The 23,731-nt window shown below is 61.2% G+C and carries 25 protein-coding genes and 1 pseudogene; 14 read left to right on the forward strand and 12 right to left on the reverse strand.

Annotated elements, in window-relative coordinates:
• Window positions 1-8 precede the first annotated feature (8 nt).
• On the reverse strand, window positions 9-1,391 hold the full coding sequence (gene radA / locus DVJ77_RS03605) for a DNA repair protein RadA (protein ID WP_114844062.1): 1,383 nt from the start codon (window positions 1,389-1,391) through the stop codon (window positions 9-11).
• Window positions 1,392-1,561: 170 nt separating this feature from the next.
• Entirely contained in the window at window positions 1,562-2,788 is a 1,227-nt protein-coding gene (locus DVJ77_RS03610) for an ankyrin repeat domain-containing protein (protein WP_114844063.1), read from the reverse strand.
• A 106-nt stretch (window positions 2,789-2,894) separates the two neighbouring features.
• Between DVJ77_RS03610 and DVJ77_RS21680 the strand changes: the two are divergent.
• Window positions 2,895-3,068: pseudogene (locus DVJ77_RS21680) on the forward strand (IS5/IS1182 family transposase); the annotation flags it as partial.
• Window positions 3,069-3,076: 8 nt separating this feature from the next.
• Here the strand turns inward: DVJ77_RS21680 and alr are convergent.
• The 6 genes from alr to DVJ77_RS03650 all read right to left on the reverse strand — a co-directional run bounded on the left by alr (window position 3,077) and on the right by DVJ77_RS03650 (window position 7,939).
• The gene (gene alr / locus DVJ77_RS03620) at window positions 3,077-4,165 is read right to left on the reverse strand and encodes an alanine racemase (RefSeq protein ID WP_114844064.1); all 1,089 of its coding nucleotides are present in this window, start codon (window positions 4,163-4,165) and stop codon (window positions 3,077-3,079) included.
• 220 nt (window positions 4,166-4,385) lie between these two features.
• A complete protein-coding gene (locus DVJ77_RS03625) occupies window positions 4,386-5,780 on the reverse strand; it encodes a replicative DNA helicase (RefSeq protein ID WP_114844065.1) in 1,395 nt (464 codons plus the stop codon).
• 375 nt (window positions 5,781-6,155) lie between these two features.
• Entirely contained in the window at window positions 6,156-6,605 is a 450-nt protein-coding gene (gene rplI / locus DVJ77_RS03635) for a 50S ribosomal protein L9 (protein ID WP_114844066.1), read from the reverse strand.
• 105 nt (window positions 6,606-6,710) lie between these two features.
• Window positions 6,711-6,941, reverse strand: coding sequence for a 30S ribosomal protein S18 (rpsR, locus tag DVJ77_RS03640; RefSeq protein ID WP_114844067.1), 231 nt, complete (start codon window positions 6,939-6,941; stop codon window positions 6,711-6,713).
• A gap of 14 nt (window positions 6,942-6,955) precedes the next feature.
• Window positions 6,956-7,387 carry a 30S ribosomal protein S6 gene (gene rpsF, locus DVJ77_RS03645; protein ID WP_114844068.1) on the reverse strand — a complete coding sequence of 144 codons (432 nt, stop codon included), beginning with the start codon at window positions 7,385-7,387 and terminating at the stop codon, window positions 6,956-6,958.
• A 225-nt stretch (window positions 7,388-7,612) separates the two neighbouring features.
• Window positions 7,613-7,939 (reverse strand): HesB/IscA family protein, encoded by a 327-nt coding sequence (locus DVJ77_RS03650; protein WP_114844069.1) that lies wholly within the window; start codon window positions 7,937-7,939, stop codon window positions 7,613-7,615.
• 127 nt (window positions 7,940-8,066) lie between these two features.
• Between DVJ77_RS03650 and asnS the strand changes: the two genes are divergently transcribed.
• The 7 genes from asnS (at window position 8,067) to DVJ77_RS03685 (ending at window position 14,454) form a co-directional block, all read left to right on the forward strand.
• Window positions 8,067-9,467, forward strand: a complete 1,401-nt coding sequence (gene asnS / locus DVJ77_RS03655; RefSeq protein ID WP_114844070.1) for an asparagine--tRNA ligase — start codon at window positions 8,067-8,069, stop codon at window positions 9,465-9,467.
• Between the two features lie 15 nt (window positions 9,468-9,482).
• On the forward strand, window positions 9,483-10,370 hold the full coding sequence (locus tag DVJ77_RS03660) for a MalM family protein (protein WP_114844071.1): 888 nt from the start codon (window positions 9,483-9,485) through the stop codon (window positions 10,368-10,370).
• 42 nt (window positions 10,371-10,412) lie between these two features.
• On the forward strand, window positions 10,413-10,727 hold the full coding sequence (locus DVJ77_RS03665) for a hypothetical protein (protein WP_114844072.1): 315 nt from the start codon (window positions 10,413-10,415) through the stop codon (window positions 10,725-10,727).
• A gap of 38 nt (window positions 10,728-10,765) precedes the next feature.
• Entirely contained in the window at window positions 10,766-11,557 is a 792-nt protein-coding gene (locus DVJ77_RS03670; RefSeq protein ID WP_114844073.1) for an SDR family NAD(P)-dependent oxidoreductase, read from the forward strand.
• 236 nt (window positions 11,558-11,793) lie between these two features.
• A complete protein-coding gene (locus DVJ77_RS03675) occupies window positions 11,794-13,245 on the forward strand; it encodes an aldehyde dehydrogenase (protein ID WP_114844074.1) in 1,452 nt (483 codons plus the stop codon).
• A gap of 10 nt (window positions 13,246-13,255) precedes the next feature.
• Window positions 13,256-13,954, forward strand: coding sequence for a carbonate dehydratase (can, locus tag DVJ77_RS03680; RefSeq protein ID WP_225427771.1), 699 nt, complete (start codon window positions 13,256-13,258; stop codon window positions 13,952-13,954).
• 68 nt (window positions 13,955-14,022) lie between these two features.
• On the forward strand, window positions 14,023-14,454 hold the full coding sequence (locus tag DVJ77_RS03685; RefSeq protein WP_114844075.1) for a RidA family protein: 432 nt from the start codon (window positions 14,023-14,025) through the stop codon (window positions 14,452-14,454).
• A gap of 70 nt (window positions 14,455-14,524) precedes the next feature.
• On the opposite strand, the gene DVJ77_RS03690 is transcribed toward DVJ77_RS03685, so the two are convergent.
• Both DVJ77_RS03690 and DVJ77_RS03695 read right to left on the reverse strand, forming a co-directional pair.
• Window positions 14,525-14,725: a hypothetical protein gene (locus DVJ77_RS03690; RefSeq protein ID WP_114844076.1), complete on the reverse strand. Its 201-nt coding sequence runs from the start codon at window positions 14,723-14,725 to the stop codon at window positions 14,525-14,527.
• Between the two features lie 420 nt (window positions 14,726-15,145).
• Window positions 15,146-16,405 (reverse strand): NAD(P)/FAD-dependent oxidoreductase, encoded by a 1,260-nt coding sequence (locus tag DVJ77_RS03695; protein WP_114844077.1) that lies wholly within the window; start codon window positions 16,403-16,405, stop codon window positions 15,146-15,148.
• Window positions 16,406-16,486: 81 nt separating this feature from the next.
• On the opposite strand from DVJ77_RS03695, the gene DVJ77_RS03700 reads away from it, so the two are divergent.
• The 4 genes from DVJ77_RS03700 (at window position 16,487) to DVJ77_RS03715 (ending at window position 19,465) form a co-directional block, all read left to right on the forward strand.
• Complete coding sequence (locus DVJ77_RS03700) at window positions 16,487-17,812, forward strand: hypothetical protein (protein WP_114844078.1); 1,326 nt, start codon at window positions 16,487-16,489, stop codon at window positions 17,810-17,812.
• 187 nt (window positions 17,813-17,999) lie between these two features.
• Window positions 18,000-18,500, forward strand: a complete 501-nt coding sequence (locus tag DVJ77_RS03705; protein ID WP_225427773.1) for a C40 family peptidase — start codon at window positions 18,000-18,002, stop codon at window positions 18,498-18,500.
• Window positions 18,501-18,578: 78 nt separating this feature from the next.
• Complete coding sequence (locus DVJ77_RS03710) at window positions 18,579-19,040, forward strand: MarR family winged helix-turn-helix transcriptional regulator (protein ID WP_114844080.1); 462 nt, start codon at window positions 18,579-18,581, stop codon at window positions 19,038-19,040.
• Window positions 19,037-19,465 carry an organic hydroperoxide resistance protein gene (locus DVJ77_RS03715; protein ID WP_114844081.1) on the forward strand — a complete coding sequence of 143 codons (429 nt, stop codon included), beginning with the start codon at window positions 19,037-19,039 and terminating at the stop codon, window positions 19,463-19,465. Before DVJ77_RS03710 ends, DVJ77_RS03715 begins: the two co-directional genes overlap by 4 nt.
• Before the next feature lie 87 nt (window positions 19,466-19,552).
• Here the strand turns inward: DVJ77_RS03715 and DVJ77_RS03720 are convergent, their stop codons facing one another.
• Both DVJ77_RS03720 and DVJ77_RS03725 read right to left on the reverse strand, forming a co-directional pair.
• On the reverse strand, window positions 19,553-20,038 hold the full coding sequence (locus tag DVJ77_RS03720) for an FKBP-type peptidyl-prolyl cis-trans isomerase (protein WP_114844082.1): 486 nt from the start codon (window positions 20,036-20,038) through the stop codon (window positions 19,553-19,555).
• A 67-nt stretch (window positions 20,039-20,105) separates the two neighbouring features.
• Window positions 20,106-21,329: an MFS transporter gene (locus DVJ77_RS03725; protein WP_114844083.1), complete on the reverse strand. Its 1,224-nt coding sequence runs from the start codon at window positions 21,327-21,329 to the stop codon at window positions 20,106-20,108.
• A gap of 178 nt (window positions 21,330-21,507) precedes the next feature.
• On the opposite strand from DVJ77_RS03725, the gene DVJ77_RS03730 reads away from it, so the two are divergent.
• Both DVJ77_RS03730 and DVJ77_RS03735 read left to right on the forward strand, forming a co-directional pair.
• On the forward strand, window positions 21,508-22,182 hold the full coding sequence (locus DVJ77_RS03730) for a class I SAM-dependent methyltransferase (protein ID WP_114844084.1): 675 nt from the start codon (window positions 21,508-21,510) through the stop codon (window positions 22,180-22,182).
• A gap of 170 nt (window positions 22,183-22,352) precedes the next feature.
• The gene (locus tag DVJ77_RS03735) at window positions 22,353-23,684 is read left to right on the forward strand and encodes a DEAD/DEAH box helicase (protein WP_114844085.1); all 1,332 of its coding nucleotides are present in this window, start codon (window positions 22,353-22,355) and stop codon (window positions 23,682-23,684) included.
• Window positions 23,685-23,731: the final 47 nt, after the last annotated feature.

Here is a 23,731-nt window from a genome sequence, read left to right on the forward strand (position 1 = left end):
GCCGATGCTTAGTTGACCGCATCGATCGCCTGCGACAGACGCTCTACTCCAATCACTTCCATGTCGCCGATGCGTGCCTTCTTCGGCGCATTCGCCTTGGGCACGATGGCGCGCAAAAAACCATGGGTAGCCGCTTCTTTCAGGCGCTCCTCGCCGTTGGGTACGGGACGGATCTCGCCGGATAAACCCACTTCGCCAAAGGCGATGGTTTTCTGCGGCAAAGGCCGATCGCGCAGGCTGGACAATACCGCCAGCAATACCGGCAGATCGGCCGCGGTCTCTTGCACCCGGATACCGCCGACGACGTTGACGAACACGTCCTGGTCATAGGCCGCCACGCCACCGTGCCGGTGCAGCACCGCCAACAGCATCGCCAGGCGATTTTGCTCCAGGCCCAGCGCGACACGACGCGGATTGCCCAATGAAGACTGATCGACCAATGCCTGCACTTCGACCAATAAGGGCCGCGTACCTTCGCGGGTCACCATCACCGCACTGCCCGAGGTAGGGCCGCTGTGCGCCGACAGAAAAATCGCCGAGGGATTGGGAACCTCGCGCAAACCTTTCTCGCTCATGGCGAACACCCCCAACTCGTTCACCGCACCAAAGCGGTTCTTGAAGGCACGCAATATGCGGAAGCGACTACCCGACTCGCCCTCGAAATAAAGCACGGCGTCCACCATATGTTCGAGCACGCGCGGACCGGCAATGCCGCCATCTTTGGTGACATGGCCGACCAAAAATACCGAGGTGCCGGTTTCTTTGGCAAAACGCGTGAGCTTGGCCGCCGACTCGCGCACCTGGCTCACCGAGCCTGGCGCCGCGGTGAGCAGCTCGGTCCAGATGGTCTGGATTGAATCGATTACCAGTGCGCGTGGCCGAGTCGCCATGGCTTGTTCGAGAATCCGCTCGATGCAGGTCTCAGCCAACGCATGCAGTGGCGCCAGCGGCAGATCCAAACGCTGCGCACGAGAGGCGACCTGCGCCAATGACTCCTCACCGGTGACATAGACGCTCGGCAATGTCTCGCCGAGCTTGCCGAGCATCTGCAGTAGCAGCGTCGATTTGCCGATCCCCGGATCGCCACCGATCAGCACGACTGAACCGTCGACCAGGCCGCCGCCCAACACGCGATCGAGTTCGCCGATGCCAGTCAACGTACGCGCCTCGGTGGTCAAGGCCACCGTAGCCAACGGAGTCACCTTGGGCGTGCCCGCCGCAGCTCCGGCATAACTGCCGCCACTGCGGGCAGCCCCTACCGATTTCACCGCCGGTTGCAGCACCACCTCGCTGAGTGTGTTCCATACACCGCATTCGATGCACTGGCCTTGCCATTTCGAATGCTCGGCACCGCAATCGGTGCAGACGTAGGCGGTCTTGGCTTTGGCCATGGGTCGATACAGCTCTGGATAAAGAATGGAGCCAGCTTAGCCGGTCACCATCGCATCTCGCGAGACAGCGCGGTCGATTAGAAGTGGTGAACCGGCTCTTAGAGCTGGTTCAAAATCTTCAGCGCCTGATCGGCAAACGGTCGCTATGGCATCGGCAGTGCCCATGTCCTTCAGTCAGCCCCCGAATCATCGTGACACGAAAGTATGTGGGTGCCGTCGTCGCGACCCAATTGATCCGCTGGCCCCTTAAGCAACGCCTGCAGCATGCCCCGCGAGTAGTCTTCATCAACGCTCTCAACCACGGCGCCATGACGCAACAATGCATGCGCAAGCAGCGCATCGCCGTCATCTGCGGCGCGCCCTAGCGACCTGCCATGGCTCCTATGGGCAGGCACCGTACCGAGTCTCGCCAGCGTATCCAGCATGGCTTCGAGTTGTCCGGTCCAGACGGCTCTCGGGCTGTGCTGGATCCACTCGTCGAAGGATTCCCAGACCAGGTCCTGCTCATAGTGGCTGTCGACCCGGACGCCTTGCTCGCTAAGCCAGCGCAAAGCCTCGACGGCGCCTGAGCGCATCGCCGCACTGCTGGCACTGTCGGTGGCAACCTGTGCAGGGGGGTGCTGGTCTATCGGCTGGTGCGGGTTTGCGCCATGCGCGATCAAAGCGCGCATGATCTCTACGTGATTGCCGAAGGCGGCGCCGACGAAGGCTTCCTGCACCTGATCCCGGTCCCATTGCGGCAGAAACTGCTCGATGATGGCCATGTCGCCGCTGGCACCGGCCCGTCCAGGCAGGGCGAAATAGCCTTCGTAATAAACACCGTCCTTGCAGGTGCCCATATGGTCGGCTGTGTTCAGAAAGTCGTCCTTATAGGTTCGCTTGGTCACACCCTCCAGCAGCACGCCGACGATGCGCGGTGCGTGGGCGGCGATAGCCTTAGGCAACCACTCCCCCAGCAGACAGTACCTCCCGCAGATTTTGTATGCCTTGGCGAAGCTTGCGTCGTCGTCATGTAACAGTGCGGCCTGCATGACGCCCTTAGGCTCTTGCGCACGTTCGACTCCTTCATCCCAGGAAGCCTGCTGGTGCCCGTACAGCCATTGGTGGAAAAAGGACGAGGTGAAGCTGATGCCGATCAGCCCTATCGCCAGCATTTGCAACCAGAAGAACCAGGCGCGCCGGAAGGGGCGCTTCCATGGTTTGTCCAGTGCGGCATGGACGATAAGCATGACCGCGCCGATGGGACAGGCGACCATGGCCAGCTCGAAGAAGGCGAGCCCCGCGTCGCTGCCATGGCCGCTGGCAAGATACCCAAGAAACAGCAGCGGCCCCCAAAGGAAGAGCGCCCCAGCCGTAAGCAACAGGGCCAGCAGCGGATGCATCGGTTTTGAATTCATTGCTTCGCTATCCATGCTTTGTCCCGGAGATGCCTAGTGCTTTGCAGGGACGCACGATGGCAGAGGGGGAACGCGAAGACAAACCCGGTGAAGCAAGCGACCGAAACAACGCAGTGCGCTGCACATCTTTGCCGCGATGCCTCAACGCTGGGTGGTCGAGCGCTCTTTTGCCTGGCTGGAGAAGTGCCGGCGACTCTGGAAAAAGCGGGGAACGCCAGCTCAATACCCGCTTGCAGTCACCCATCCGGCCTTTCTTACCCTGCTGCTGAAAAGATTTTGAACAGGCTCTTAGTGCTCGTCTTCGACGAACAGCACGCGGCGCGTCATGCCGCAGGTGAGGTCGTAGGAAATCGTCCCCGCTTGCGCGGCGATCTCCTCCACCGGCAACTGTGGCCCCCACAGAACGACCCGGTCGCCGACTTTCGCCAGCGGCGCCTCGCGCAAATCGAGGGTAATCAGATCCATCGAAACGCGCCCTACCAGCGGCACCTGGCGATCGCCGATCAGAACCGGCGTGCCGGCAACTGCGCTACGCGGGTAACCATCGCCATAACCCACCGCGGCCACACCGATCGGCATGTCTTGTGGGCAAGTCCAGGTACCGTTGTAGCCGATGCGCTCACCGCGTTTGATGTGGTTGATCGCAATCAAGCGCGTACTCAAGGTCATCGCCGGGCGAAACCCAAAGTCCGCACCGGTCTTATCCGCCACCACCGATAAGCCATATAGCAGGCCGCCACTGCGCACCCAGTCAGCGCGCGCATCCGGCCAGCCGAGCACAGCCGCTGAATTGGATAGCGAGCGCGGCCCTTGCAGTTGGCGGGTAGCGTCGTTGAAGCACGCCATCTGTGCCAAGGTTTCGGTGCCGTCGAATACTTCGGATTCCGCAAAATGTGTAAGCAAGCCGATCTCTCGATCGATACCCGGCATCGTCGCCAGCCTGGCATGAATATCGGCCGTGCGCTCGGGCGCAAAACCCAGCCGATGCATGCCGCTATCCACCTTCAGCCACACTCGCAGCAGGCCCCGCGCTGGCGTAGCCTCGGCCAGCCAGCGCAGTTGCTCTTCATGATGGATGGCCGCATCCAGCCCGAGTCGCTGCATTTCGGCGATATCGCCGGGCTGATCCGGACCGGACAACACCACGATGCGCTGACGATGCCCCGCCGCACGCAGTCGTAAGCCGTCGCCTAGTGCGGCGACGGCAAAAGCGTCGGCCTCTTGAGCAAGCGCCCGCGCTACGCGCTCCAAACCGTGGCCGTAAGCGTCGGCCTTGACCACCGCCATGACCTTGGCTGGCGCCGCCATCGCCTTGATTCGCGCAAGATTGTGGCGCAAGGCGCCAAGATGGATGGTGGCAACAGTCGTACGGCTCATAGTTCCAACTTCACCATGACGCGAACGTCATGGAAGGATCGGGAAGAACTGGCTTGGGCGAAATGCAGCGGTATCGCACAACGGATTTCCCGCCGAAGCTTATCCGTCATGATTCGCTCGCCATGCCAGCCGGAAAGGTCCACCAGCCTAGAAGCGAAGCGCCTTGCATGCATGTTGCGGGCAAGGCCTGCCGGAGGAAATTTGCGGGCAACGTCCGACCCTACTCGAACGAACCCACAAAAGAATCGGGCGCATAGTTTTCAAACTTGGTGTAGTGCCCCAAGAAGGTCAGCTTCACGGTATCGGTGGGGCCGTTACGTTGTTTGCCGATAATGATTTCGGCCAGGCCTTTATCGGGCGACTCTTTGTTGTAGTACTCGTCGCGGTAGATGAACATGATGACGTCCGCATCCTGCTCGATAGCGCCTGATTCGCGCAGGTCGGACATCATCGGCCGCTTGTCGGCGCGCTGCTCCAACGAGCGATTCAACTGCGAGAGCGCAATCACCGGCACGTTCAATTCTTTGGCGAGGCCTTTGAGCGAGCGCGAAATTTCGGAAATTTCGGTCGCGCGATTCTCTTTGTTGCCGGGCACCTGCATCAGTTGCAGGTAATCGATCACGATCAGGCCCAAACCGCCGTGCTCGCGGTGCAGGCGACGCGCGCGCGAGCGCATCTCCACCGGCGACAGGCTCGGGGTATCGTCGATGAAAATTTTCGCATCGGAAAGAATCGCGATCGCATTGGTGACACGCGGCCAGTCCTCCTCGGCCAGATCGCCGTTGCGCAGATGCTGCTGATGAATGCGACCGATCGAGGAAATCATACGAAACGCCAACTGCGAGGCCGACATTTCCATGGAGAAAATCACCACCGCCTTCTTGCCGCGCAACGCGGCCGATTCGGCGATATTGACCGAGAACGCGGTCTTGCCCATCGACGGACGCGCCGCGACGATGATGAGATCCGATGGCTGCAAACCCGAGGTCAATTCATCCAGATCGCTGAAACCGGTGGATATGCCGGTGAGCTGACCACGATTCTCGTAGCGCTCGGACAACAGGCGGAACGCGTCTTTGACGGCGTCTCGGATGGAGGTGGAGTCTTTCTTGCCGCGCGCACCCGATTCGGCGATCTTGAACACGCGCTGTTCGGCGCTTTCCAGCACCTCTTGCACGCTCTTGCCTTCGGGCCGGTAGCCATCTTCGGTCGTTTCGGTGCCGGCATCGATCAATTGCCGCAGGATCGACTTCTCGCGCACGATGTCGGCATAGGCAACGATATTGGCCGCACTTGGCGTGGCATTGGCCAGCTCGATCAAGTAACTCGCACCGCCGACCATCTCGGCCAGGCCGTTGGCGTCGAACCAGTCACCCAGGGTCACCGCGTCGCACGGCATGCCTTTGTTTGCCAGCTCGGTAATCGCGCGCCAGATCAACCGATGATCTTTACGGTAGAAATCCTGTTCGCCGAGCTTGTCGGCGACCTTGTCCAGCGCATCGGGGGCCAGCATCAAACCACCCAATACGGCCTGCTCAGCGTCGATGGAATGCGGCGGTATGCGCAATGCCTCAATCGAGGGGGCACCTACTCGGCGTTCGGGAACAAAAGACATCGATTTTCCTCGCGGCTGAACCACGGTGCCGGCAATCGCCGGGCCGCAACGCTGAGCGCCATCATACGCGGCGATGTCTCACCCGCCGAGACAATAAGTCTGTGGATAAGCTGTGTTTATGTGTGGATAAGTGGGGAACGGGGAACGGGGAACGGGGAACGGGGAACGGGGAACGGGGAACGGGGAACGGGGAAAAGCTTAAAGAGCAAAAGCAAAAGAACAAGAGCAACGAAAAACAAAGGTCAAAAAGAACGGGGCGCCTGGCGGCCCTCGAACTTCAAGTTCCCCGTTCCCTATTCCCCATTCCCCGCTTCTCATTAAAACAAACGGGCGCCCTGCGGCGCCCGTTGTTTCCATCAAGGATGGCGCGGCGACTTACTTCTCGCCAACCACGATCACCTTGACCGAGGTCTGCACATCGGCGTGCAGGCTGATGACCACGTCGAATTCACCGGTGTTGCGGATCGGGCCTTCGCCCTGGATCACTTCACCCTTGTGGACGCTCTGGCCGACAGCGGCCAACGCCTCGGAGATTTCGCGCGGACCGACCGAGCCATACAGCTTGCCTTCCGGGCTGGCGTGCGCGGTGATCGTCACCGACACGTCGGCCAACTTGGCCTTACGGGCCTCGGCATCGGCTAGCTGGGTGTTGGCCTTGGCCTCGTACTCAGCGCGGCGCTTCTCGAAAGCTTCGAGGTTGGCGGCGTTGACGCGCACGGCCTTGCCTTGCGGGATCAGGTAGTTACGACCGTAACCCGGCTTTACATCGACCTTGTCGCCAAGGTTGCCGAGGTTGCGGACTTTTTCGAGAAGAATCAGTTCCATGGTGGTTCCTTTTCGTTAGCGCCGGGGTGGCCGACGCAACCGTGGACGGTTGTCCGAAATTGTTTTCCGCCCTGCCCGGTTAACCGAACAGGGCGGAAACGACGATTAAACGTCGTGGTTGTCGGTGTACGGCAGCAGCGCGAGGAAGCGCGCGCGCTTAACCGCAACGGCCAACTGGCGCTGATAGCGCGACTTGGTACCGGTGATGCGGCTCGGCACGATCTTGCCGTTCTCGGTGATGTACTGGCGCAGCGTGTTGAGATCCTTGTAGTCGATCTCTTTCACGTCTTCGGCAGTGAAGCGGCAGAACTTGCGGCGGCGGAAGAACTTAGACATGTCAGTGCTCCTTATCAGTCGTCGCTGTCGCGATCATTGTCGTCGCGGTCGCGGCGGCTGCCGCGCTCTTCACCTTCGCTGTCGTCATCGCGGCGACGCGAGGACTTGGCATCATCCTTTTCTTTCGACTTCAGGATGAAGGACTGCTCGATGTCGGCTTCGTCACGACGAATCACCAGGTGACGCAGCACGGCGTCATTGAAGCGGAAACCCGACTCCAACTCGTTCAGCGCGCCCTGGGTCACTTCGATGTTCAACATGACGTAGTGAGCTTTGGCCAGGTTCACGATCGGGTAGGCCAACTGGCGGCGACCCCAATCTTCCAGGCGATGAATCTTGCCACCGTCGGTCTCGATCAGCGCTTTGTAGCGATCGATCATGGCGGGGACTTGCTCGCTCTGGTCAGGGTGGACCAGAAACACGACTTCATAATGACGCAGGGTCATTGTGGGTAGCTCCTTGTGGATGCGGCCGTTAGGCCTCGCAGCCTCCCGCCGGCGCGGTGAGGCAAGTACCTGCCCGCACAAAACGAGTGCGAACAGAAGCGGAATTGTAGGCTGTCAGGCCCAAATCACGCAAGTCATTGAAAAAACGGGTTACCAGCAAGCCATGGAGGGCGAATAGTCGGCCTGGAGCCAAACCGCCGTAGTACCGGCGAACCTCAACCGGCCTCAGCCCACCGTAAAGCTCTCGCCGCAGCCACACTCGCCGGTGGCATTGGGGTTGTGGAAGACGAAGCTGGCATTGAGCCCCTGGCGCTGAAAATCGATCACCGTGCCCTCAACCAGGGGCAGGCTCTTGCGGTCCACGATCAGGCGCACGCCATCGATCTCAACCTGCTGGTCGTCGGCACCGATCTCGTCGGCCAGGTCCACCACATAGGCGAAACCCGAACAGCCAGTGCGCTTCACGCCAAAACGTACGCCATTGGCATCAGGCGTATTCGCCAAAAAATGGCGCATACGTTCGTTGGCGGCGGGTGTAATGGTGATCGTCATAGTGATGCGTTGCTCATCGAGCGAAGGGCTGCGCGAACGGAAACATCGCGGTGCAGGCGACGGCTACATTATCATGCCGGTTTGCCCACACGCACCGATATGCGGTGCCTAGCAGGAGTTTCAATCCATGACGGTGGTCAGCGTCAAACAGGCTCTTTCCGGCAAACTCGAAGCCGGCAGCAAGGTGACCGTACGCGGCTGGGTGCGCACTCAGCGCGACTCCAAGGCGGGCCTGTCCTTCGTCAATATCAGTGACGGCTCTTGCTTTGACCCGATCCAGGCAGTGGTGCCGGCGACGATCGGCAACTACGAAAGCGAAGTCAAACACCTCACTACCGGTGCAGGCGTCATCGTCAGCGGCACCCTGGTGCCCTCGCAGGGCAAGGGCCAGAGCTTCGAGCTGCAGGCGGACAAGGTGATCGTCACTGGTTTGGTCGACGACCCATTGACCTACCCCATCCAGCCCAAACCGCACACGATGGAGTTCCTGCGCGAAGTGGCGCACCTGCGTCCGCGCACCAACCTGTTCGGCGCCGTGACCCGTGTCCGTCACACCATGATGATGGCGATTCACCGCCACCTGACCGAGCAAGGCTTCTTCTGGATCAACACGCCGATCATCACCACCTCGGATGCCGAAGGTGCCGGTGACATGTTTCGCCTATCCACCCTGGACCTGGCCAACTTGCCCCGCGATGAGCAGGGCAAGATCGACTTCCGCAAGGATTTCTTCGGCCGCGAGGCTTTTCTCACCGTGTCCGGCCAGCTCAATGTCGAGGCCTATGCCCTGGCGATGAGCAAGGTCTACACGTTCGGCCCGACCTTTCGCGCGGAGAACTCCAACACCCCGCGTCATCTGGCTGAGTTCTGGATGGTCGAACCGGAGATCGCCTTTGCCGACCTCACTGCCAATGCCGACTGCGCCGAGACGTTCCTCAAGGCGATCTTCAAAGCCGTGCTGGATGAGCGTGCGGACGATATGGCCTTCTTCGCCGAGCGCGTGCAGCCCGATGCCATCAGCCGGCTGGAAGCCTTTATCACCCAGCCATTCGAGCGCATCGACTACACCGATGCCGTCGAGATCCTCAAAAAATCCGGGCACAAGTTCGAATTTCCGGTGGCTTGGGGTATCGACCTGCAAACCGAACACGAACGCTATCTCGCCGAGAAGCATGTCGGCCGCCCCGTCGTCGTGATGAACTATCCCGAGCAGATCAAAGCGTTTTACATGCGCCTCAACGACGACGAAAAAACCGTCGCCGCGATGGATGTTCTGGCGCCCGGCATCGGCGAGATCATCGGCGGCTCTCAGCGTGAGGAGCGATTGGACTATCTGGATCGCCGCATGACCAAGTTCGGCCTCGATCTCGCCACATACGGCTGGTATCGTGACCTGCGCCGTTACGGCACTGTGCCGCACGCGGGCTTTGGCCTGGGCTTCGAACGTCTACTGGTTTACGTTTGCGGCCTGGCTAATATCCGCGATGCCATTCCTTACCCCCGTGCCGCAGGGACGGCTGAATTTTGATCGCCTGACTATCTGATGCGCTATCGACCGCCTGCCTCTGCCGCCCTGCTCGTCCTTACTCTGCTACTTGGCGCCTGCCATAGCGTGAAAGTGTTGGTGCCACCGAATTTTCGGCCACCGGAAAATACCGATAGTCCGTTGCAGCAGGCCAGGGCGGCGCTGCAGCAAGCCACCCCTTGCTGCAGCAATTTCGCCGATTTCTCCTACCAGACCCTGCTGCCGTGGCAGCCGAAAAAGTTCGAGCTCGGCAGCGGCAGCATGGTGCTCAACCTCAACGGCGAACGCAGCTATTTCCTCAGCTTTCGCTTGCCGAACGATGCGAAACTGCCTTACCGCGTAGCTTTGAAATCGGAATTGAACGGCCGCTGGCTGCGTTCCAGCTACCTGTTTGCGCCGACCGTCGTGCTGCTGGACGAGGCGTTCCAGCCGCTGGGTTCCGAAGACGTAAACCTGTGCGAACACATGGGCTGGAGCAGTGAGGCGAGCGGCGCCTTCGGCAGTATCGAAATCGCCCATCCGCAGGCACGCTACCTGGTGGTCTACAGCTCAGCCAAACAGCAAGCCGACCAGACCTATTGGGAGCAGTCACCGGCAGCTTTTTCGGCCGAGGCGCCGGTACGGATGGCATCGGCGGGCAGTTTCAAAATTCCCCATGGCCCTGACGGCACGCTATGGGTCGGCATGATGAACAAAACCTACGCCAGCGCGGTAGATAACGCCATTTGCGGCAAGCCGGCACAGGGCGAAGGCGTACTCAATACATTGCGCAGCGCCATACCGGCACCCTTGTGGTCAGGGCAAAGCAGCAGCAATGGCAGCAAGGCTGGCGCCGGCAAAACCCAAAGTAGTCAGCCTGAAAATAGCCAATCCGAAAGTAGCCGGCCCGAAAGTAGCCGGCATTAAGAGTCTGCTCCATCACTCTCATCGTTTTTCAGCAGGGCATCCATGATCGAGTTCTATCTATCGCTGTTGGTCGCCGGCGTGTTCTTTTTCCTGCTGCATTTTTTTGCCCAGGTGTGCATCGCCCGCCTGCTGCGACAGCGCCATCCGCAGCAATGGCAGATCATCGCCGTGCCCGATAACGGCAAGGCCAATCCGCTGCGCACCTGGATGCGCCTTCAATTGGCGCTGCGCTCGCCCGTGCTGCCCGCGCTGGAAGACCAGGCGATCACCCGCTGGCGACATGTCTGGCGCTACGCTCCATGGTTCGCCTGGATCTGCTGGTTCGGCGCGCTGGCTTTGCAATGGTCGGCACGCTGAAGCCACCTGCCTCCAGGGCCTGTTAAAAGGAGTTCGTCATGCAATTGGATCTGAGTGGGCGCCACGCCCTGGTCTGCGGCGCATCGCAGGGCATCGGCCGCGCCACCGCCATGGAATTGGCCGCACTGGGTGCGCATGTCACCGTATTGGCGCGCACGGCCGATACGCTGAAAACGCTCACGGCGCAGCTACCGCGCACACACGCCGACCAGCAGCACCATTGGCTCACGGCGGACATGCTCGATACCGCTGGCTTGATGGGTGCGGTCGCTGACGTTGTCAGCCGCGATCCGGTGCAGATTCTTATCAACAACAGTGGCGGTCCGCCTGGCGGCCCCGCTCATATGGCTACTGCGGCGGCCTTCGAAACGGCCTTTCGCCAACATTTACTGGCCGGCCAGGCGCTGGTGCAAACCCTGCTGCCGGGCATGCGCGCGAAAGGCTACGGCCGCATCGTCAATGTCATCTCCACCTCGGTAAAAGAACCGATCAGCGGCCTTGGCGTATCCAATACGGTGCGCGCCGCCGTGGCCGGCTGGGCTAAAACACTGGCAGGCGAGTTAGCCGCCGACGGCATTACCGTCAACAATGTGCTGCCCGGATATACCCGCACCGCCCGACTCGACAGCCTGCTCACCGCCCAGGCCGCCGCCAGCGGCCGCAGTGAAGAGGAGATTGCCCAAAGCATGCTGAGCACGGTTCCCGCACGACGCTTTGGCGAAGCCGCCGAAGTAGCCGCGGTAATCGCCTTTCTCTGTACCCCGGCAGCGGCGTACGTCAATGGCGTAAGCATCGCCGTGGATGGAGGCCGGACGCGGGCGTTGAGCTGAGGAACGGGGAACGGGGAACGGGGAACGGGGAACGGGGAACGGGGAACGGGGAACGGGGAACGGGGAAAAGCCTAAAAAGCACAAGCAAAAAAGCAAGAGCAAAAACAAACAAAGATCAAAAAAGAACGCGGCGCCACAACACCCCTCAAACTTCACGTTCCCCATTCCCTGTTCCCTGCTCTATCTGTCCCCCAACGCTCGGTGCAATTGACGGGGGCAAGCTTTAAGCTCCCAGGATGCCAAACCTGCGCCTCGCCAACTTGATCGACGGTCACTTGCAGGCGCCAAGCGCCGATCGATGGCTGGATGTATTCGAGCCTGCCACCGGCGAAGTATTCGCCCATTGCCCCGATTCGGACGCGGCCGATGTTGCCGCCGCGGTAGCGGCAGCGCAGCGTGCGGCGCCAGCCTGGGCAGCAACCCCGATCGAGCAGCGCAGTCATCTGCTGCAGCGGCTGGCCGATCTGCTCGAAGCTCGGCTGGACGAATTCGCGGCGCTGGAATCGCGTGACAGCGGCAAGCCACTCGCCCTGGCGCGCAGTCTCGATATTCCACGTGCGGTGAGTAATCTGCGTTATTTCGCAGCGGCCATCGTGCCTTGGGGCAGTGAGTCGCACGCGATGGAAAGCAATGCCATCAACTACACCCTGCGCCAGCCGCTGGGCGTGGTCGGCTGCATCAGCCCATGGAACCTGCCGCTTTACCTGTTCACCTGGAAAATCGCGCCCGCACTGGCTGCCGGAAATACGGTGGTAGCCAAGCCCTCGGAGATCACTCCTTGCACGGCCGCCCTGCTCGGCGAACTGAGCATTGAGGCGGGCCTGCCGCCGGGTGTCTTGAACATCGTGCAAGGTCGCGGCCCCGATGTCGGCCAGGCTATCGTCGAACACCCCTCGGTCAAGGCCATTTCGTTCACCGGCAGCACCAAGACCGGGGCCAGCATCGCCGCGGCAGCGGCCCCTCATTTCAAGAAAATCTCACTTGAGCTAGGCGGCAAGAATCCGGCCATCGTATTCGCCGATGCCGACCTCAGCGACGCCAACCTCGATACCATCGTGCGCTCGGGCTTCGCCAATCAAGGCGAGATCTGCCTGTGCGGCTCGCGCCTGCTGGTGCAACGCTCGATCTACGACAGCTTTCGCGAGCGCTACCTGGCCCGTGTCCAAGCCCTGCGTGTGGGCGACCCCAATGACAATGACAGCCACCTGGGCGCACTGGTCTCGCAAGCTCATTTCGACAAAGTAATGGATTGCATCGCCCACGCCCGTCGCGAAGGCGGTCAGATCCTGTGCGGTGGCGAACCCATTCATTTGCCCGGCCGCTGCGCCAATGGTTGGTATGTGGCGCCGACAGTCATCGAGGGCCTGCCCTCTGGTGCGGCAACCAACCAACTGGAAATTTTCGGCCCGGTGGTCAGCCTGATTCCGTTCGATGACGAGGCGCAAGCCCTGGCCATCGCCAACGACAGCATCTACGGCCTGGCCGCCTCGTTGTGGACTCGCGACCTGTCGCGCGCCCATCGGCTTGGCGCCCAGCTCGACTTCGGCATCGTGTGGATCAACTGCTGGCTGTTGCGCGATCTGCGCACGCCCTTCGGCGGCAGCAAGCAATCCGGTGTCGGCCGCGAGGGCGGCACCGAAGCGCTACGCTTCTTTACCGAGCCTAAAAACATTTGCATACGCTACTGAGAGCCAGCCCTTGACCAAGCCACCCGAAATCAATCCAGTGTTGACCAATCCACTGCAAGATCTGATTGACAGCAACCGCCGCTGGTCGGCGGCCGTGCGCGCACAAGACCCGCGTTTCTTCGAGCGCCTCTCGCAGCAACAGGCGCCCAAATACCTATGGATCGGCTGCTCCGATTCTCGTGTACCGGCGACGCAGATCGTCGACCTGCCACCCGGCGATATTTTCGTGCAACGCAATGTCGCCAACGTGGTTTCCCATACCGACCTGAACTGCCTCAGCACCATTCAATTTGCGGTGGACGTACTCAAGGTTGAACACATTCTGGTGGTCGGCCACTACGGCTGCGGCGGTGTGCAGGCCGTGCTCGACGATCGCCGGCTTGGCCTCGTCGACAACTGGCTGCGCCACGTCGGCGACGTCGCGCAAAAGCATGCCCACATGCTGGCCTCGCTCGATCTGGCGCATCTGCGCAATAGCCGCTTGTGCGAACTCAATGTGATCGAACAAGTAACCAATGTCTGCCAGACCACCAGCGTGATAGACGCCTGGGAGCGCGGCCAGAAACTTTCGGTGCATGCCTGGTGCTACAGCTTGTTCGATGGCCATATCAAAGACTTGGACATGCATGTCGATTCACGCCTGGCGCTGCCCTCAGCCTATCGCCACGCGCTGGATCAGCTACTTGCCGTGCCGGGCCAGCCGCGATGAGCACGACCGCGATGAGTGCAGGCGTATGAACCCCGATTCCATCGACACGGCCCTATCGGGATGACGCTATGAGCAACATCATCCGCACCGAGTCAGCACCGGCCCCCGTTGGGGCCTACCCGCATGCGCGGCGGGTGGGCGATCTGTTGTTTTTATCTGGGGTGGGTCCGCGCCAGCCCGGCAGCAATGCGATTCCCGGCAATGTCTACGATGCGCACGGCAAACTGATCGCTTACGACATCGCGGCGCAGTGCAAGCAAGTCTTTGCCAATGTACGGGCGGTACTCGAAGCCAGTGGCGCAGCCTGGACGGATCTGGTCGACGTGACCGTCTTTCTTACCGATATGACGCGCGACTTCCCCATCTACAACAGCCTCTATGCCGAACACTTCGCCGGTATCGATGCCTGCCGTACCACGCTGGGCGTCAGCGCCTTGCCGACACCGATCGCGATCGAGTTGAAATGCATTGCGGCGCTACCGCCTGCATCCGACTCATAAAAAAACCCCGGTGGCCAGCCTACCGGGGTTGCTCATTCTTAAAGAACCGTGGCTTAAAGAGCCGCCGCCATTAAGCGGCCTTTGACGCAGCCTTATGCTTGTGGCTATGACCATGGCCAGTCTTGCCGGCAGCCTTTTTCTTGGCCAATACCTGCCCCGACATCGACTTGCTGGAGCCCGGCTGAGCGGTGGTGGACTGGGTCGTAGCCAACACGGAGCCAGAGAAAGCCACGGCAGCCACAAGCAGAGAAGCGATCGCAAGTTTACGCATAGTCGTATGCCTCGAACGTTAGAGAAGGACGCGGACCCGGCCGGAACCCGGCAGCGCGAGCGGCGCGACGACCGCACCATAGCATCGCGTTCAATGCGTCGAAATGGGAGCTAGCACACTATTTCTTCCATCGATTCAAGCGCGGTTCTTGACTTTCAAATATGGCAATTCTGAAGCGCAATTATTTGCGCCACACCAGCTCGGCGCATCATGCTGCATGACGGCATCTGCTTCGTGACGGTCTACGCGCTCGCATAAAATAAGCCGTTATCCACATTCCGCTGCCGCATGAAAACGGCCTGGCCGCGCTAAAAACGTCCATACGTAACTTCATGCGATGCGGCGAGACGGTAAAGCTGCTGGATTCTGTTCATCCGTCGCTTAACTACCACGGCGCGTGCCCGCGTGTAGAAACAAACGTCAAAGACCGAATCGCGTCGGCGCATAGGGTGCGGGGTCGATATTTGTCGCGGCGCTGCCAAGCAGCGATGCGACCAACTCGCCGGTCGCCGCCGACATGCTTACGCCCAGCATGCCGTGCGCTGTCGCCAGCGTCAGGTTCGACCACCGTTTGCTCGGCCCGATGATCGGTATTTCATCCATGCTCATCGGCCGCCAGCCCCACCACTCCTCCAATAATTGCGGCCCTTCGGGTTCGCGCAACCCGGCGGCGGCGCCACGCCGCAACGCATCCAATCGGGTTCGATTAAGCCCTTCGGCGTAACCGGAAAATTCCATCGTGCTACCCAAGCGGTAGCCGCTGCCCCATGTCGTCACGCAAACTTTCGCTTCGGACAACACCAGCGCATGACGGGGCACGCGCGTGGGCCGGGTATAAGTGAGTGAATACCCCTTGCCCGGTTGCATCGGCAAACGCAGATCGAGCATGCGACCCAACAGCGGCGACCACGCACCCAGGGCCATCACCACACGCTCGCCACGAAACACGCCGCGCGTCGTTCGCACAACATCGACCTGGCCACCCTGCGTACCGAAATCGTCGATCTGCGCGCCACACTCGATCACGCCACCGAGTTCGCGCACTCGCCGCGCCAGTTCGGCCACATAGCGGTCGGGCCGCAACTGCGCATCGCCGGGATGGAACAGACCGCCGGCGACACCAGGTTTCAGCGCCGGCTCCAACGCTTCTACCTCATCGCCGCGCAAGCGCTGCACCTCTATACCCAGGCGATCCAGCACCGCCGCGTGATGCAGCTCGCCTGCCGCCAATGCGGATTGTGTGCGATACACATACAGCCCGCCGCCCGAAACGAACTCGCAATCGAGTCCCTCCTCGTGCACCAGTGCTTCAATCAAGCGACGCGAGCGCTGCAAAATCGCCGATCGCGCTTCGGCGGCATGCTGGAAATCACGCCAGTTACAACGGCGCGCAAAGCCGAGCAGCCAACGCAGACGATCCCATTCGGGCCGCGGATTCAGATAGAGCGGCGCATCGGCGCGAAACACTGAGCGCAAGGCCTCCCCAAGCACACCCGGCATGGCCAGCGGGGCGGCATGGCTAGGCGTAATCGTGCCGCAGTTCCCATGCGAACTGCCGCAACCAGGCGTACCTTGTTCGAGCACCCGCACGGAAGCGCCCGCCTTGAGCAGGTAAAAAGCACAAGCGAGGCCGATGACACCGCCGCCAAGAATCAGAACATCGCTGCGTGAAGCATCCATCCGAGTATTGTAGCGGCGCGGTGCGCTTACTCCCTGACATCAAAGCCCATGTTCCAAAGATCCAGGACTTGCACGATGCGAATGACTGACGCCATCCGAGCCTTACCGATCTGCCTGGTCAACCTTGGGCTGCTGCTATCGATGTCGCCCACTGCGCTAGCCGCTCAGCAATCCGCGCCGGCAGCGGCTGCCACGACTGCCCAGGCGGCGCCCAGCCAACCATCGCTGCTCCAACGCGAGTTGCTGCGCAAATTGCCGCTGCTTAAAAACGACCTTGCCCGCTATCAATACCTTACCGAGTCGATTCCGCAGCTCTCCGAAACAGATCGAATTCTCGCCCAGCAATTGCTGGCTACGGTGGAAAACGAACTAGGGATGTACAACGAAGCTATCCGCGACTTCCCCTTCGACAATCGGGTACGCAACGGCGCTGAGTTGCCACAATCAGCCCAATGGCAAGCTGTCGATGCTGCCGACGCCATCGAGAAGCTGGCGGCGAACCGGCGCCTCGTGATGATTAACGAAGCCCATCACGACGCCCATACACGGCAACTGACGCTTGCGTTGCTGCCGCGACTGCGCGCATTGGGTTTTACCCATTTCGCCATAGAGGCGCTGGACGACAAAGACAGCGCACTGATGAAGCGTGGCTACCCGGTCTCGGACAGCGGTAGTGAATACCTGCACGAACCGATTTACGGCGACATCGTGCGCGAGGCGATCAAGCTCGGCTTTATCATCGTGCCTTACGAATCAGACACGATAAGTACCGCCGATCGCGAAACCCATCAGGCCGACAACCTTTATCGGCGCGTGTTTATGCGCGATCCCAAGGCCCGCCTGCTGGTCCATGCCGGCTACGCGCACATCGACAAAGTCGTCGGCAGTTTCGGCAGCACCATCCAACCGATGGCGGCGCATCTGATACAGATCAGCGGCATCGACCCACTATCGATCGACCAGACCCAACTACGTGACGTAGGGCCGGTCAGAGGCGACACCACCTATCGTTCGTTGCTCGCCAGCTTTGAGCCCAAAGACCCTACCGTGCTGCTCAACCGCACCACCGGCAATGCCTGGAGCACCAATCCGGCCGCCCACGACATCAGCGTATTACTGCCACCGGCGGGTCATCGACGACGCCCCTCTTGGCTGAGCCTGGACGGGCAGCGCCAGACGCATTTAGTCACCGCCGACCTATGCGGCGGCCACCTGCCCTGCGTCGTCGAGGCGCACTACGCCAATGAGCCTGACGAGGCTACGCCCGCCGACCGATGCACCTTGCTGACCCCGGACGGCGTGAACTCGCTGTATTTACGTGCGGGTGACTATCGGGTGCGTGCCTGGAGCAGTGACGGCCGCACCTTGAACACGCGCACCATTCATATCAAGGCCTCCCCAGCCTGATCGTGGGCGGCCCTGGGTGAGTCCGCTCAACCAACCTTCAACCGCACTATGAGAACTATCGCGCAAGCCATTGATTTGATAACCTCCGCGACGACTCGTCCGAGGTTGTCATATGCGCTTGAGCTTTGCTGCCCTATCGATTGTCCGGCCAGCTCCATGCCGAGTCGCGCGTCCATGGGTCCTGGTTATGGCGATACTGCTATTGGCCGCCTGTAGCAGCGCGCCACGCAAACCGCAGCCCACCTTTAAGGACTCGCGCTCGAACCTCGCCAACCAACCCGCCCGCGGCCCTTCCGAGGCCAATACGGGTACCGCCAACGATGTCTTGTTTCGCGCCATTGCCCTGGTCGGCACGCCTTATCGCTGGGGTGGCAATACTCCCGACAGCGGCTTCGATTGCAGCGGCCTGGTTACCTACATTTACCGCAACGCCGCCAACCTCCTGCTACCGCGCACTTCCCATGAAATGGCCCTGATGGATGGCCGCACCGTCGGCAGCATGACCGACCTGGTCAGCGGCGATCTGGTGTTTTTCGGCAGTCGCGGCAATATCAGCCATGTCGGCGTGTATGTGGGCAAGGGGCGTTTTGTGCATGCGCCCAACAGCGGCGGGACGGTACGGCTGGACGATATCGACGGACCGTACTGGCGCGATCACTTCACCTACGGCAAGCGTCTGCTCAATTAGCTCACCGGCGACTCAGCGGATCCGCAAGATCACAAAATTAAATTGCACACAATTTAATTTTGTGATCTTATGCTCCCCATGAAGAACACCCCTCCCTCCCTGCTGCTGGACGAACAGCTCTGTTTTGCGCTGTACGCCGCCTCGCGCGCCATGACCTCGGCTTATCGCCCATTGCTGGACGCGCTGGACCTCACCTATCCGCAATATCTGGTGATGCTGGTGCTGTGGGAGCGCGATGGCCTCACCGTACGAGAGCTCGGCCAGCGCTTGCACCTGGATTCCGGGACCTTGACGCCACTGCTGAAACGATTGCAGCTAGCGGGTCTGATCGATCGCCAGCGCCGCAGCAGCGATGAGCGCGAAGTCGAGATTCGCCTCCATCCAAACGGCCGTGCCCTGCGCGAGCAGGCCACTTCGATCCCTGCCTGCCTGGCCAGCCGGCTATGTCTTTCCCTGGAAGACATACAACACCTACGCGACGAGCTAAACCGGCTGGCCGCGCAACTCAACCACTCCCCCACGAAGGAAACTGAGTCATGAGCATCAGCAAAATTCTTTATACCGCCACGGCTACCGCCAAGGGCGGTCGCGAAGGCCATATCCACAGCAGCGACGGCGTGCTCGATTTCGACCTGAAGGTGCCCAAAGAGCTGGGTGGCCCCGGCGGTGCCGGCAGCAATCCAGAGCAGTTGTTCGCAGCCGGCTATGCGGCCTGCTTCGAAGGCGCCGTGCGCTTTGTGGCCCGCGAGCGCAAGGTTGCCCTGAAGGAAGCCTCGGTCACCGCACAAGTAGGTATCGGCCCGCGCGAGCCGACCGGCTTCGGCATTGCGGTAAAACTGGAAGTGAGCCTGCCGGGCATCGACCGTGCTGTAGCGCAAGAGCTGGTGGACACCGCCCATAGCGATATCTGCCCCTACTCGCATGCCACTCGCGGTAATGTCGACGTGCAGATCACGCTGGCCTGATGATCGCCCCTGCCGGCGACGGCAGGGGTGCAGTTAAAGCAACGGCGCCTTCCGGCGCCGTTGCTTGGTCCAGCCTATGCGAAGCGCTTAGTGCGCTTCGGCGCCCGGCGGATGGGCGTGACCATGCTTGATCTCTTCCTCGGAGCCATCGCGCACTTCGATGATGTTTACATCGAAGTGCAGGGATTTGCCCGCCATCGGGTGGTTCAGATCCACATCGACGGTGCTCATGCCGACCTTATGCACGACGACGACGCGATGACCGCCCTCTTTCAAGGCAAGCACGGTGGTCATGCCCGGCTTGAGCTTGGCCGCCTGTTGGAAATACTTTTTCGGCACGCGCTGAATCTGGCCGTCTTGACGCTCGCCATAGCCATCCACAGGCGCCACATCCACTTGCAGCGATTCACCAGCCTCGTGCTCTTCCAATGCCTTTTCCAAGCCTGGAATCAGTTGGCCATGGCCTAGCAATACCCATAGCGGCTCATTGCGGTCGAGCGAGCTTTCGACCTTCTCGCCGTCCACGGTGAGGGTGTAATGGAGCGAGATGACCTTGTCCTTGCCAGCCTTCATTGCCTTTCTCGTGATGTTTGCAAACGGCGGATTCTACAGCACGGGGGTCGCGGAACGATGCCTGCCTCTACGCCTTGCCAAAACGCACCGCGCGCGCCTCGGGACCCAGCCAGGCCAGCAGCGCCAGCAATACGGCCACCACGGCTATCCACAGCGACATCGCGAAAGCGAGACCACCCCCATGGTGCGCCGCCACCCAGGATTGCGCGGTGGCCGTGATCGCCGCCAGCAAATTGCCCATTTGATAAGCAAAACCCGGCAGCGTGCCGCGCACCGCGTCAGGCGACAGCTCGTTGAGATGCGTCGGCACCACACCCCAGGCGCCCTGCACCATCACCTGGATTAAGAACGCGCCCAGCCCCAGCAAGACCAGCGAGCCGCCGTACATCCACAGCGGAATCATCGGAACCGCCAGCAACGCGGCAATCACGATGGCCTTGCGTCGGCCGATGCGCTCAGACAACGAACCGAAGAACAAGCCGCCCGTGAGCGCGCCCAGATTAAGCAGCGCGGTAAGTATGAAAGCCGTGCCTGAGCCCGCTGGTATATGCAGGTTCTCCTGCAGGAACGTCGGGTACATGTCCTGCGAGCCATGGCTAAACATGTTGAATGCCGTCATCAACAGCATCAAATAGATCGCCAACTTCCAATGCCCCTGCATCGCTTCGACCAAGCCGCGCTTTTGCGCCTGCTGAGTCTCCTGCCACACCGGCGACTCCGGCACCTTGCGGCGGATATACAGCACCAGCAGCGCCGGCAACACACCCACCATGAACAACCCGCGCCAGCCGATGTGATCGACCAGCAGCCAGTTCACCAGTGCGCCGAGGAAAAACCCACAGGGATAGCCGCTCTGCAGCAGGCCGGAGACCATGCCGCGCGATTTCGCCGGAATCGACTCCATCGCCAACGACGCACCCAGCCCCCACTCGCCGCCCATCGCAATGCCAAACAAGAAGCGCAGCACCAGCAAGACCGTCAGCGAAGGCGAGAATGCGGTAGCCAGCTCAAACAATGAAAACAAAATGACGTCGAGCATCAATATCGGCCGCCGTCCGAAGCGATCGGCCAGGCGACCGAACAGCAAGGCGCCAATCGGCCGCGCGGCAAGCGTCAAAAACAAGCCGTAGGTGACCTCGGTTTTCTGCACCCCGAACTCATGCGAGATCCCGACAATGACGAAGACCAGCAGAAAGTAGTCAAACGCATCCAGAGTCCAGCCAAGAAAGCTCGCCAATACGGTGTGGCGCTGCTCGTGATTGAGTTCGCGCAGGGGTGACAGGAACGACATCGACAGCTCCCGGAGGCAAGGAGCCGCGAGGCTAGCATGTGGACAGCCTCTTGCCTGTAGATGGAGGCCGCGAGGCGGTGAAAACTTGCCACACCGCCCGAGCAGGCATCGCGGCAATTGCGCTCGCACTGCGATTACCGCAACTATCGCCGCACAACTCGCTCAGTCATGGAGTGGCATGCAAGCTCTCGATCATTCGACACGCCAACGCATCGCCAACCGGTATGGCACGCGCGGCCAGCGCCTCCATGCACGATGGAAGCTCGCCTACGACCCCGCCTACGCCGCCACGGCGGCACTACTGGGCACGTCCAGGCTGCCTTTGTTGGACATCGGCTGTGGCATCGGCCTGCTCGGCCAGTATCTGCATGCGCTTGGCGTGCTGACGGAATATGTCGGGCTGGATCACGACCCGCGCAAAATCGCGGCCGGCCAGGCAGCCGCACGAAACGGCGGACTCGACCCGTGCATGCAACTGCGTAGCGCCGACGTCGCCGCGCTGCCATCGCTGCATGGCCATGTCGCCCTGCTCGACGTATTGCATTACCTGCCCGCCGCGCGCCAGGCGCCGTTGCTGGAAAGTGCGGCGGCACATCTCGCAGCGGACGGCGTTCTGGTCATTCGCAACGTGCTGCGCGAACCGAGCTGGCGCTTTCATGCCACCCGCGTCGAGGAGTTTTTTCTACGCGCTTCGGGCTGGATTCCGGGTGGTGCGCAGCATTATCCCAGCGCCGAAGAAATACGCGCGCCGCTGGAAGCACTGGGGCTCGCCGTACATATCGAATCGTTGCGCGGTCGAACGCCGTACAACAGTTATCTGATCGTGGCGCGACGACCGGCCGTGCCGGATTGACCGGCTCAATAAGCGCGCAAGAGCCATCTTTTCACCCATTCATTCAGAATGTTCCAGCGTAGCCGTCAATAAATACGCTATACTCCGCGCCGCGGCACTGTCCGCCCCTCCCCTTTTTGAATACTGCAACGCGGTTCGATAGAACGCTCCGAGTTGCTCTGGAGCTTCTAATGTCTTTTGAATCGTTGGGCCTTGCGCCCGCGTTGTTGCGTGCGCTTGCCGATCAAGGCTACACCCAGCCCACTCCGATCCAGGCCGCTGCTATCCCGCTTGTACTGGAAGGCAAGGACCTGCTTGCCGCCGCTCAGACCGGTACCGGCAAAACGGCCGCGTTCTCGTTGCCTTTGCTGCAACACCTGTCCAACAGCGGCAAAACCATGACCCGCCGCCCACGCGCGCTGGTACTCACACCGACTCGCGAACTCGCTGCCCAGGTCAATGAAAACCTGCGCGACTACGGCAAGCACATGCACATCAGCACCACCACGATCTTCGGTGGCGTTGGCATGGGCCCGCAGATGCAGGCATTGCGTCGCGGCGTCGATGTGGTCATCGCCACGCCGGGCCGACTGATCGACCATATGCAGCAGCGCTCGGTGGACTTGTCGGGTATCGAAGTGCTGATCCTGGACGAAGCCGACCGCATGCTCGACATGGGCTTTCTGCCGGCGCTCAAGCGCATTTTGGTCGCGGTGCCGCGCCAACGTCAGACCCTGTTGTTCTCGGCTACTTTTGCACCACCGATCAAGGCGCTGGCGATGCAGTTCATGCATGAGCCGCGCGAAGTGTCGGTAGGCCCGGCCAATACCGTGGCAACCACGGTCAGCCACCATGTGCATCCGGTCGATGCATCGCGCAAGCGCGACCTGTTGCTGCATGTGCTGTCGCAGGACAGCCGCCGCCAGACGCTGGTGTTCAGCCGTACCAAGCACGGCGCCGACAAGCTGGTGCGTTTCCTGGAAGTCTCCGGCCTGCGTGCCGCGGCCATCCACGGCAACAAGAGCCAGAACGCGCGTACCCGTGCGCTCAGCGACTTCAAATCCGGCCGCGTCACTGTACTGGTCGCCACCGACATCGCCGCGCGCGGTATCGATATCGATCAATTGCCGATCGTCATCAACTTCGACCTGCCGATGGTCGCCGAAGACTATGTGCACCGCATTGGTCGCACCGGCCGTGCCGGCAGCGAAGGCCTGGCCTTGTCGCTGGTCAGCCATGACGAATCGGGCCTGCTGCGCGACATCCGCAAGCTGCTCAAGCAAGAAATCGAAATCACCGACGTGCCGGGCTATGCGCCGTCACAGCCGCTGCGCCTGGACCCCGGCGCACCGCGTCCGGCACAAGGCCAGCGCCAGGCACGTCCGCAAGGCCGTCCAGGCCAGAGCAAGGCCGCGCCGGGACATCGCCCGCACGGTCACTCCAATTCAAACGCCAATGGCGAGCACGCAGCCGCCAATCGTCAGCGCAGCAGGCGCGGCGGTCGTCCGGCAGCCAAGGCCTAAGCCTCTGGCCACTCCCCCATCACCGATTCGGTGGGGGAGTGACCCAA

Source organism: Dyella tabacisoli (assembly GCF_003350925.1).
GTDB lineage: Bacteria > Pseudomonadota > Gammaproteobacteria > Xanthomonadales > Rhodanobacteraceae > Dyella_C > Dyella_C tabacisoli.

Excerpts from the sequence above, each read along its gene's own strand:
- DVJ77_RS03705 (WP_225427773.1), top strand. The coding sequence starts at position 18,000 with ATGGCGATACTGCTATTGGCCGCCTGTAGCAGCGCGCCACGCAAACCG.
- DVJ77_RS03685 (WP_114844075.1), top strand. The coding sequence starts at position 14,023 with ATGAGCAACATCATCCGCACCGAGTCAGCACCGGCCCCCGTTGGGGCC.
- DVJ77_RS03660 (WP_114844071.1), top strand. The coding sequence starts at position 9,483 with ATGCGCTATCGACCGCCTGCCTCTGCCGCCCTGCTCGTCCTTACTCTG.
- DVJ77_RS03735 (WP_114844085.1), top strand. The coding sequence starts at position 22,353 with ATGTCTTTTGAATCGTTGGGCCTTGCGCCCGCGTTGTTGCGTGCGCTT.
- DVJ77_RS03715 (WP_114844081.1), top strand. The coding sequence starts at position 19,037 with ATGAGCATCAGCAAAATTCTTTATACCGCCACGGCTACCGCCAAGGGC.
- DVJ77_RS03650 (WP_114844069.1), bottom strand. The coding sequence starts at position 7,939 with ATGACGATCACCATTACACCCGCCGCCAACGAACGTATGCGCCATTTT.
- DVJ77_RS03720 (WP_114844082.1), bottom strand. The coding sequence starts at position 20,038 with ATGAAGGCTGGCAAGGACAAGGTCATCTCGCTCCATTACACCCTCACC.
- rplI (WP_114844066.1), bottom strand. The coding sequence starts at position 6,605 with ATGGAACTGATTCTTCTCGAAAAAGTCCGCAACCTCGGCAACCTTGGC.
- rpsR (WP_114844067.1), bottom strand. The coding sequence starts at position 6,941 with ATGTCTAAGTTCTTCCGCCGCCGCAAGTTCTGCCGCTTCACTGCCGAA.
- DVJ77_RS03610 (WP_114844063.1), bottom strand. The coding sequence starts at position 2,788 with ATGAATTCAAAACCGATGCATCCGCTGCTGGCCCTGTTGCTTACGGCT.
- DVJ77_RS03675 (WP_114844074.1), top strand. The coding sequence starts at position 11,794 with ATGCCAAACCTGCGCCTCGCCAACTTGATCGACGGTCACTTGCAGGCG.
- asnS (WP_114844070.1), top strand. The coding sequence starts at position 8,067 with ATGACGGTGGTCAGCGTCAAACAGGCTCTTTCCGGCAAACTCGAAGCC.
- DVJ77_RS03730 (WP_114844084.1), top strand. The coding sequence starts at position 21,508 with ATGCAAGCTCTCGATCATTCGACACGCCAACGCATCGCCAACCGGTAT.
- DVJ77_RS03665 (WP_114844072.1), top strand. The coding sequence starts at position 10,413 with ATGATCGAGTTCTATCTATCGCTGTTGGTCGCCGGCGTGTTCTTTTTC.
- DVJ77_RS03670 (WP_114844073.1), top strand. The coding sequence starts at position 10,766 with ATGCAATTGGATCTGAGTGGGCGCCACGCCCTGGTCTGCGGCGCATCG.
- DVJ77_RS03625 (WP_114844065.1), bottom strand. The coding sequence starts at position 5,780 with ATGTCTTTTGTTCCCGAACGCCGAGTAGGTGCCCCCTCGATTGAGGCA.
- DVJ77_RS03700 (WP_114844078.1), top strand. The coding sequence starts at position 16,487 with ATGACTGACGCCATCCGAGCCTTACCGATCTGCCTGGTCAACCTTGGG.
- alr (WP_114844064.1), bottom strand. The coding sequence starts at position 4,165 with ATGAGCCGTACGACTGTTGCCACCATCCATCTTGGCGCCTTGCGCCAC.
- DVJ77_RS03690 (WP_114844076.1), bottom strand. The coding sequence starts at position 14,725 with ATGCGTAAACTTGCGATCGCTTCTCTGCTTGTGGCTGCCGTGGCTTTC.
- DVJ77_RS03695 (WP_114844077.1), bottom strand. The coding sequence starts at position 16,405 with ATGGATGCTTCACGCAGCGATGTTCTGATTCTTGGCGGCGGTGTCATC.
- DVJ77_RS03725 (WP_114844083.1), bottom strand. The coding sequence starts at position 21,329 with ATGTCGTTCCTGTCACCCCTGCGCGAACTCAATCACGAGCAGCGCCAC.
- rpsF (WP_114844068.1), bottom strand. The coding sequence starts at position 7,387 with ATGACCCTGCGTCATTATGAAGTCGTGTTTCTGGTCCACCCTGACCAG.
- DVJ77_RS03710 (WP_114844080.1), top strand. The coding sequence starts at position 18,579 with ATGAAGAACACCCCTCCCTCCCTGCTGCTGGACGAACAGCTCTGTTTT.
- radA (WP_114844062.1), bottom strand. The coding sequence starts at position 1,391 with ATGGCCAAAGCCAAGACCGCCTACGTCTGCACCGATTGCGGTGCCGAG.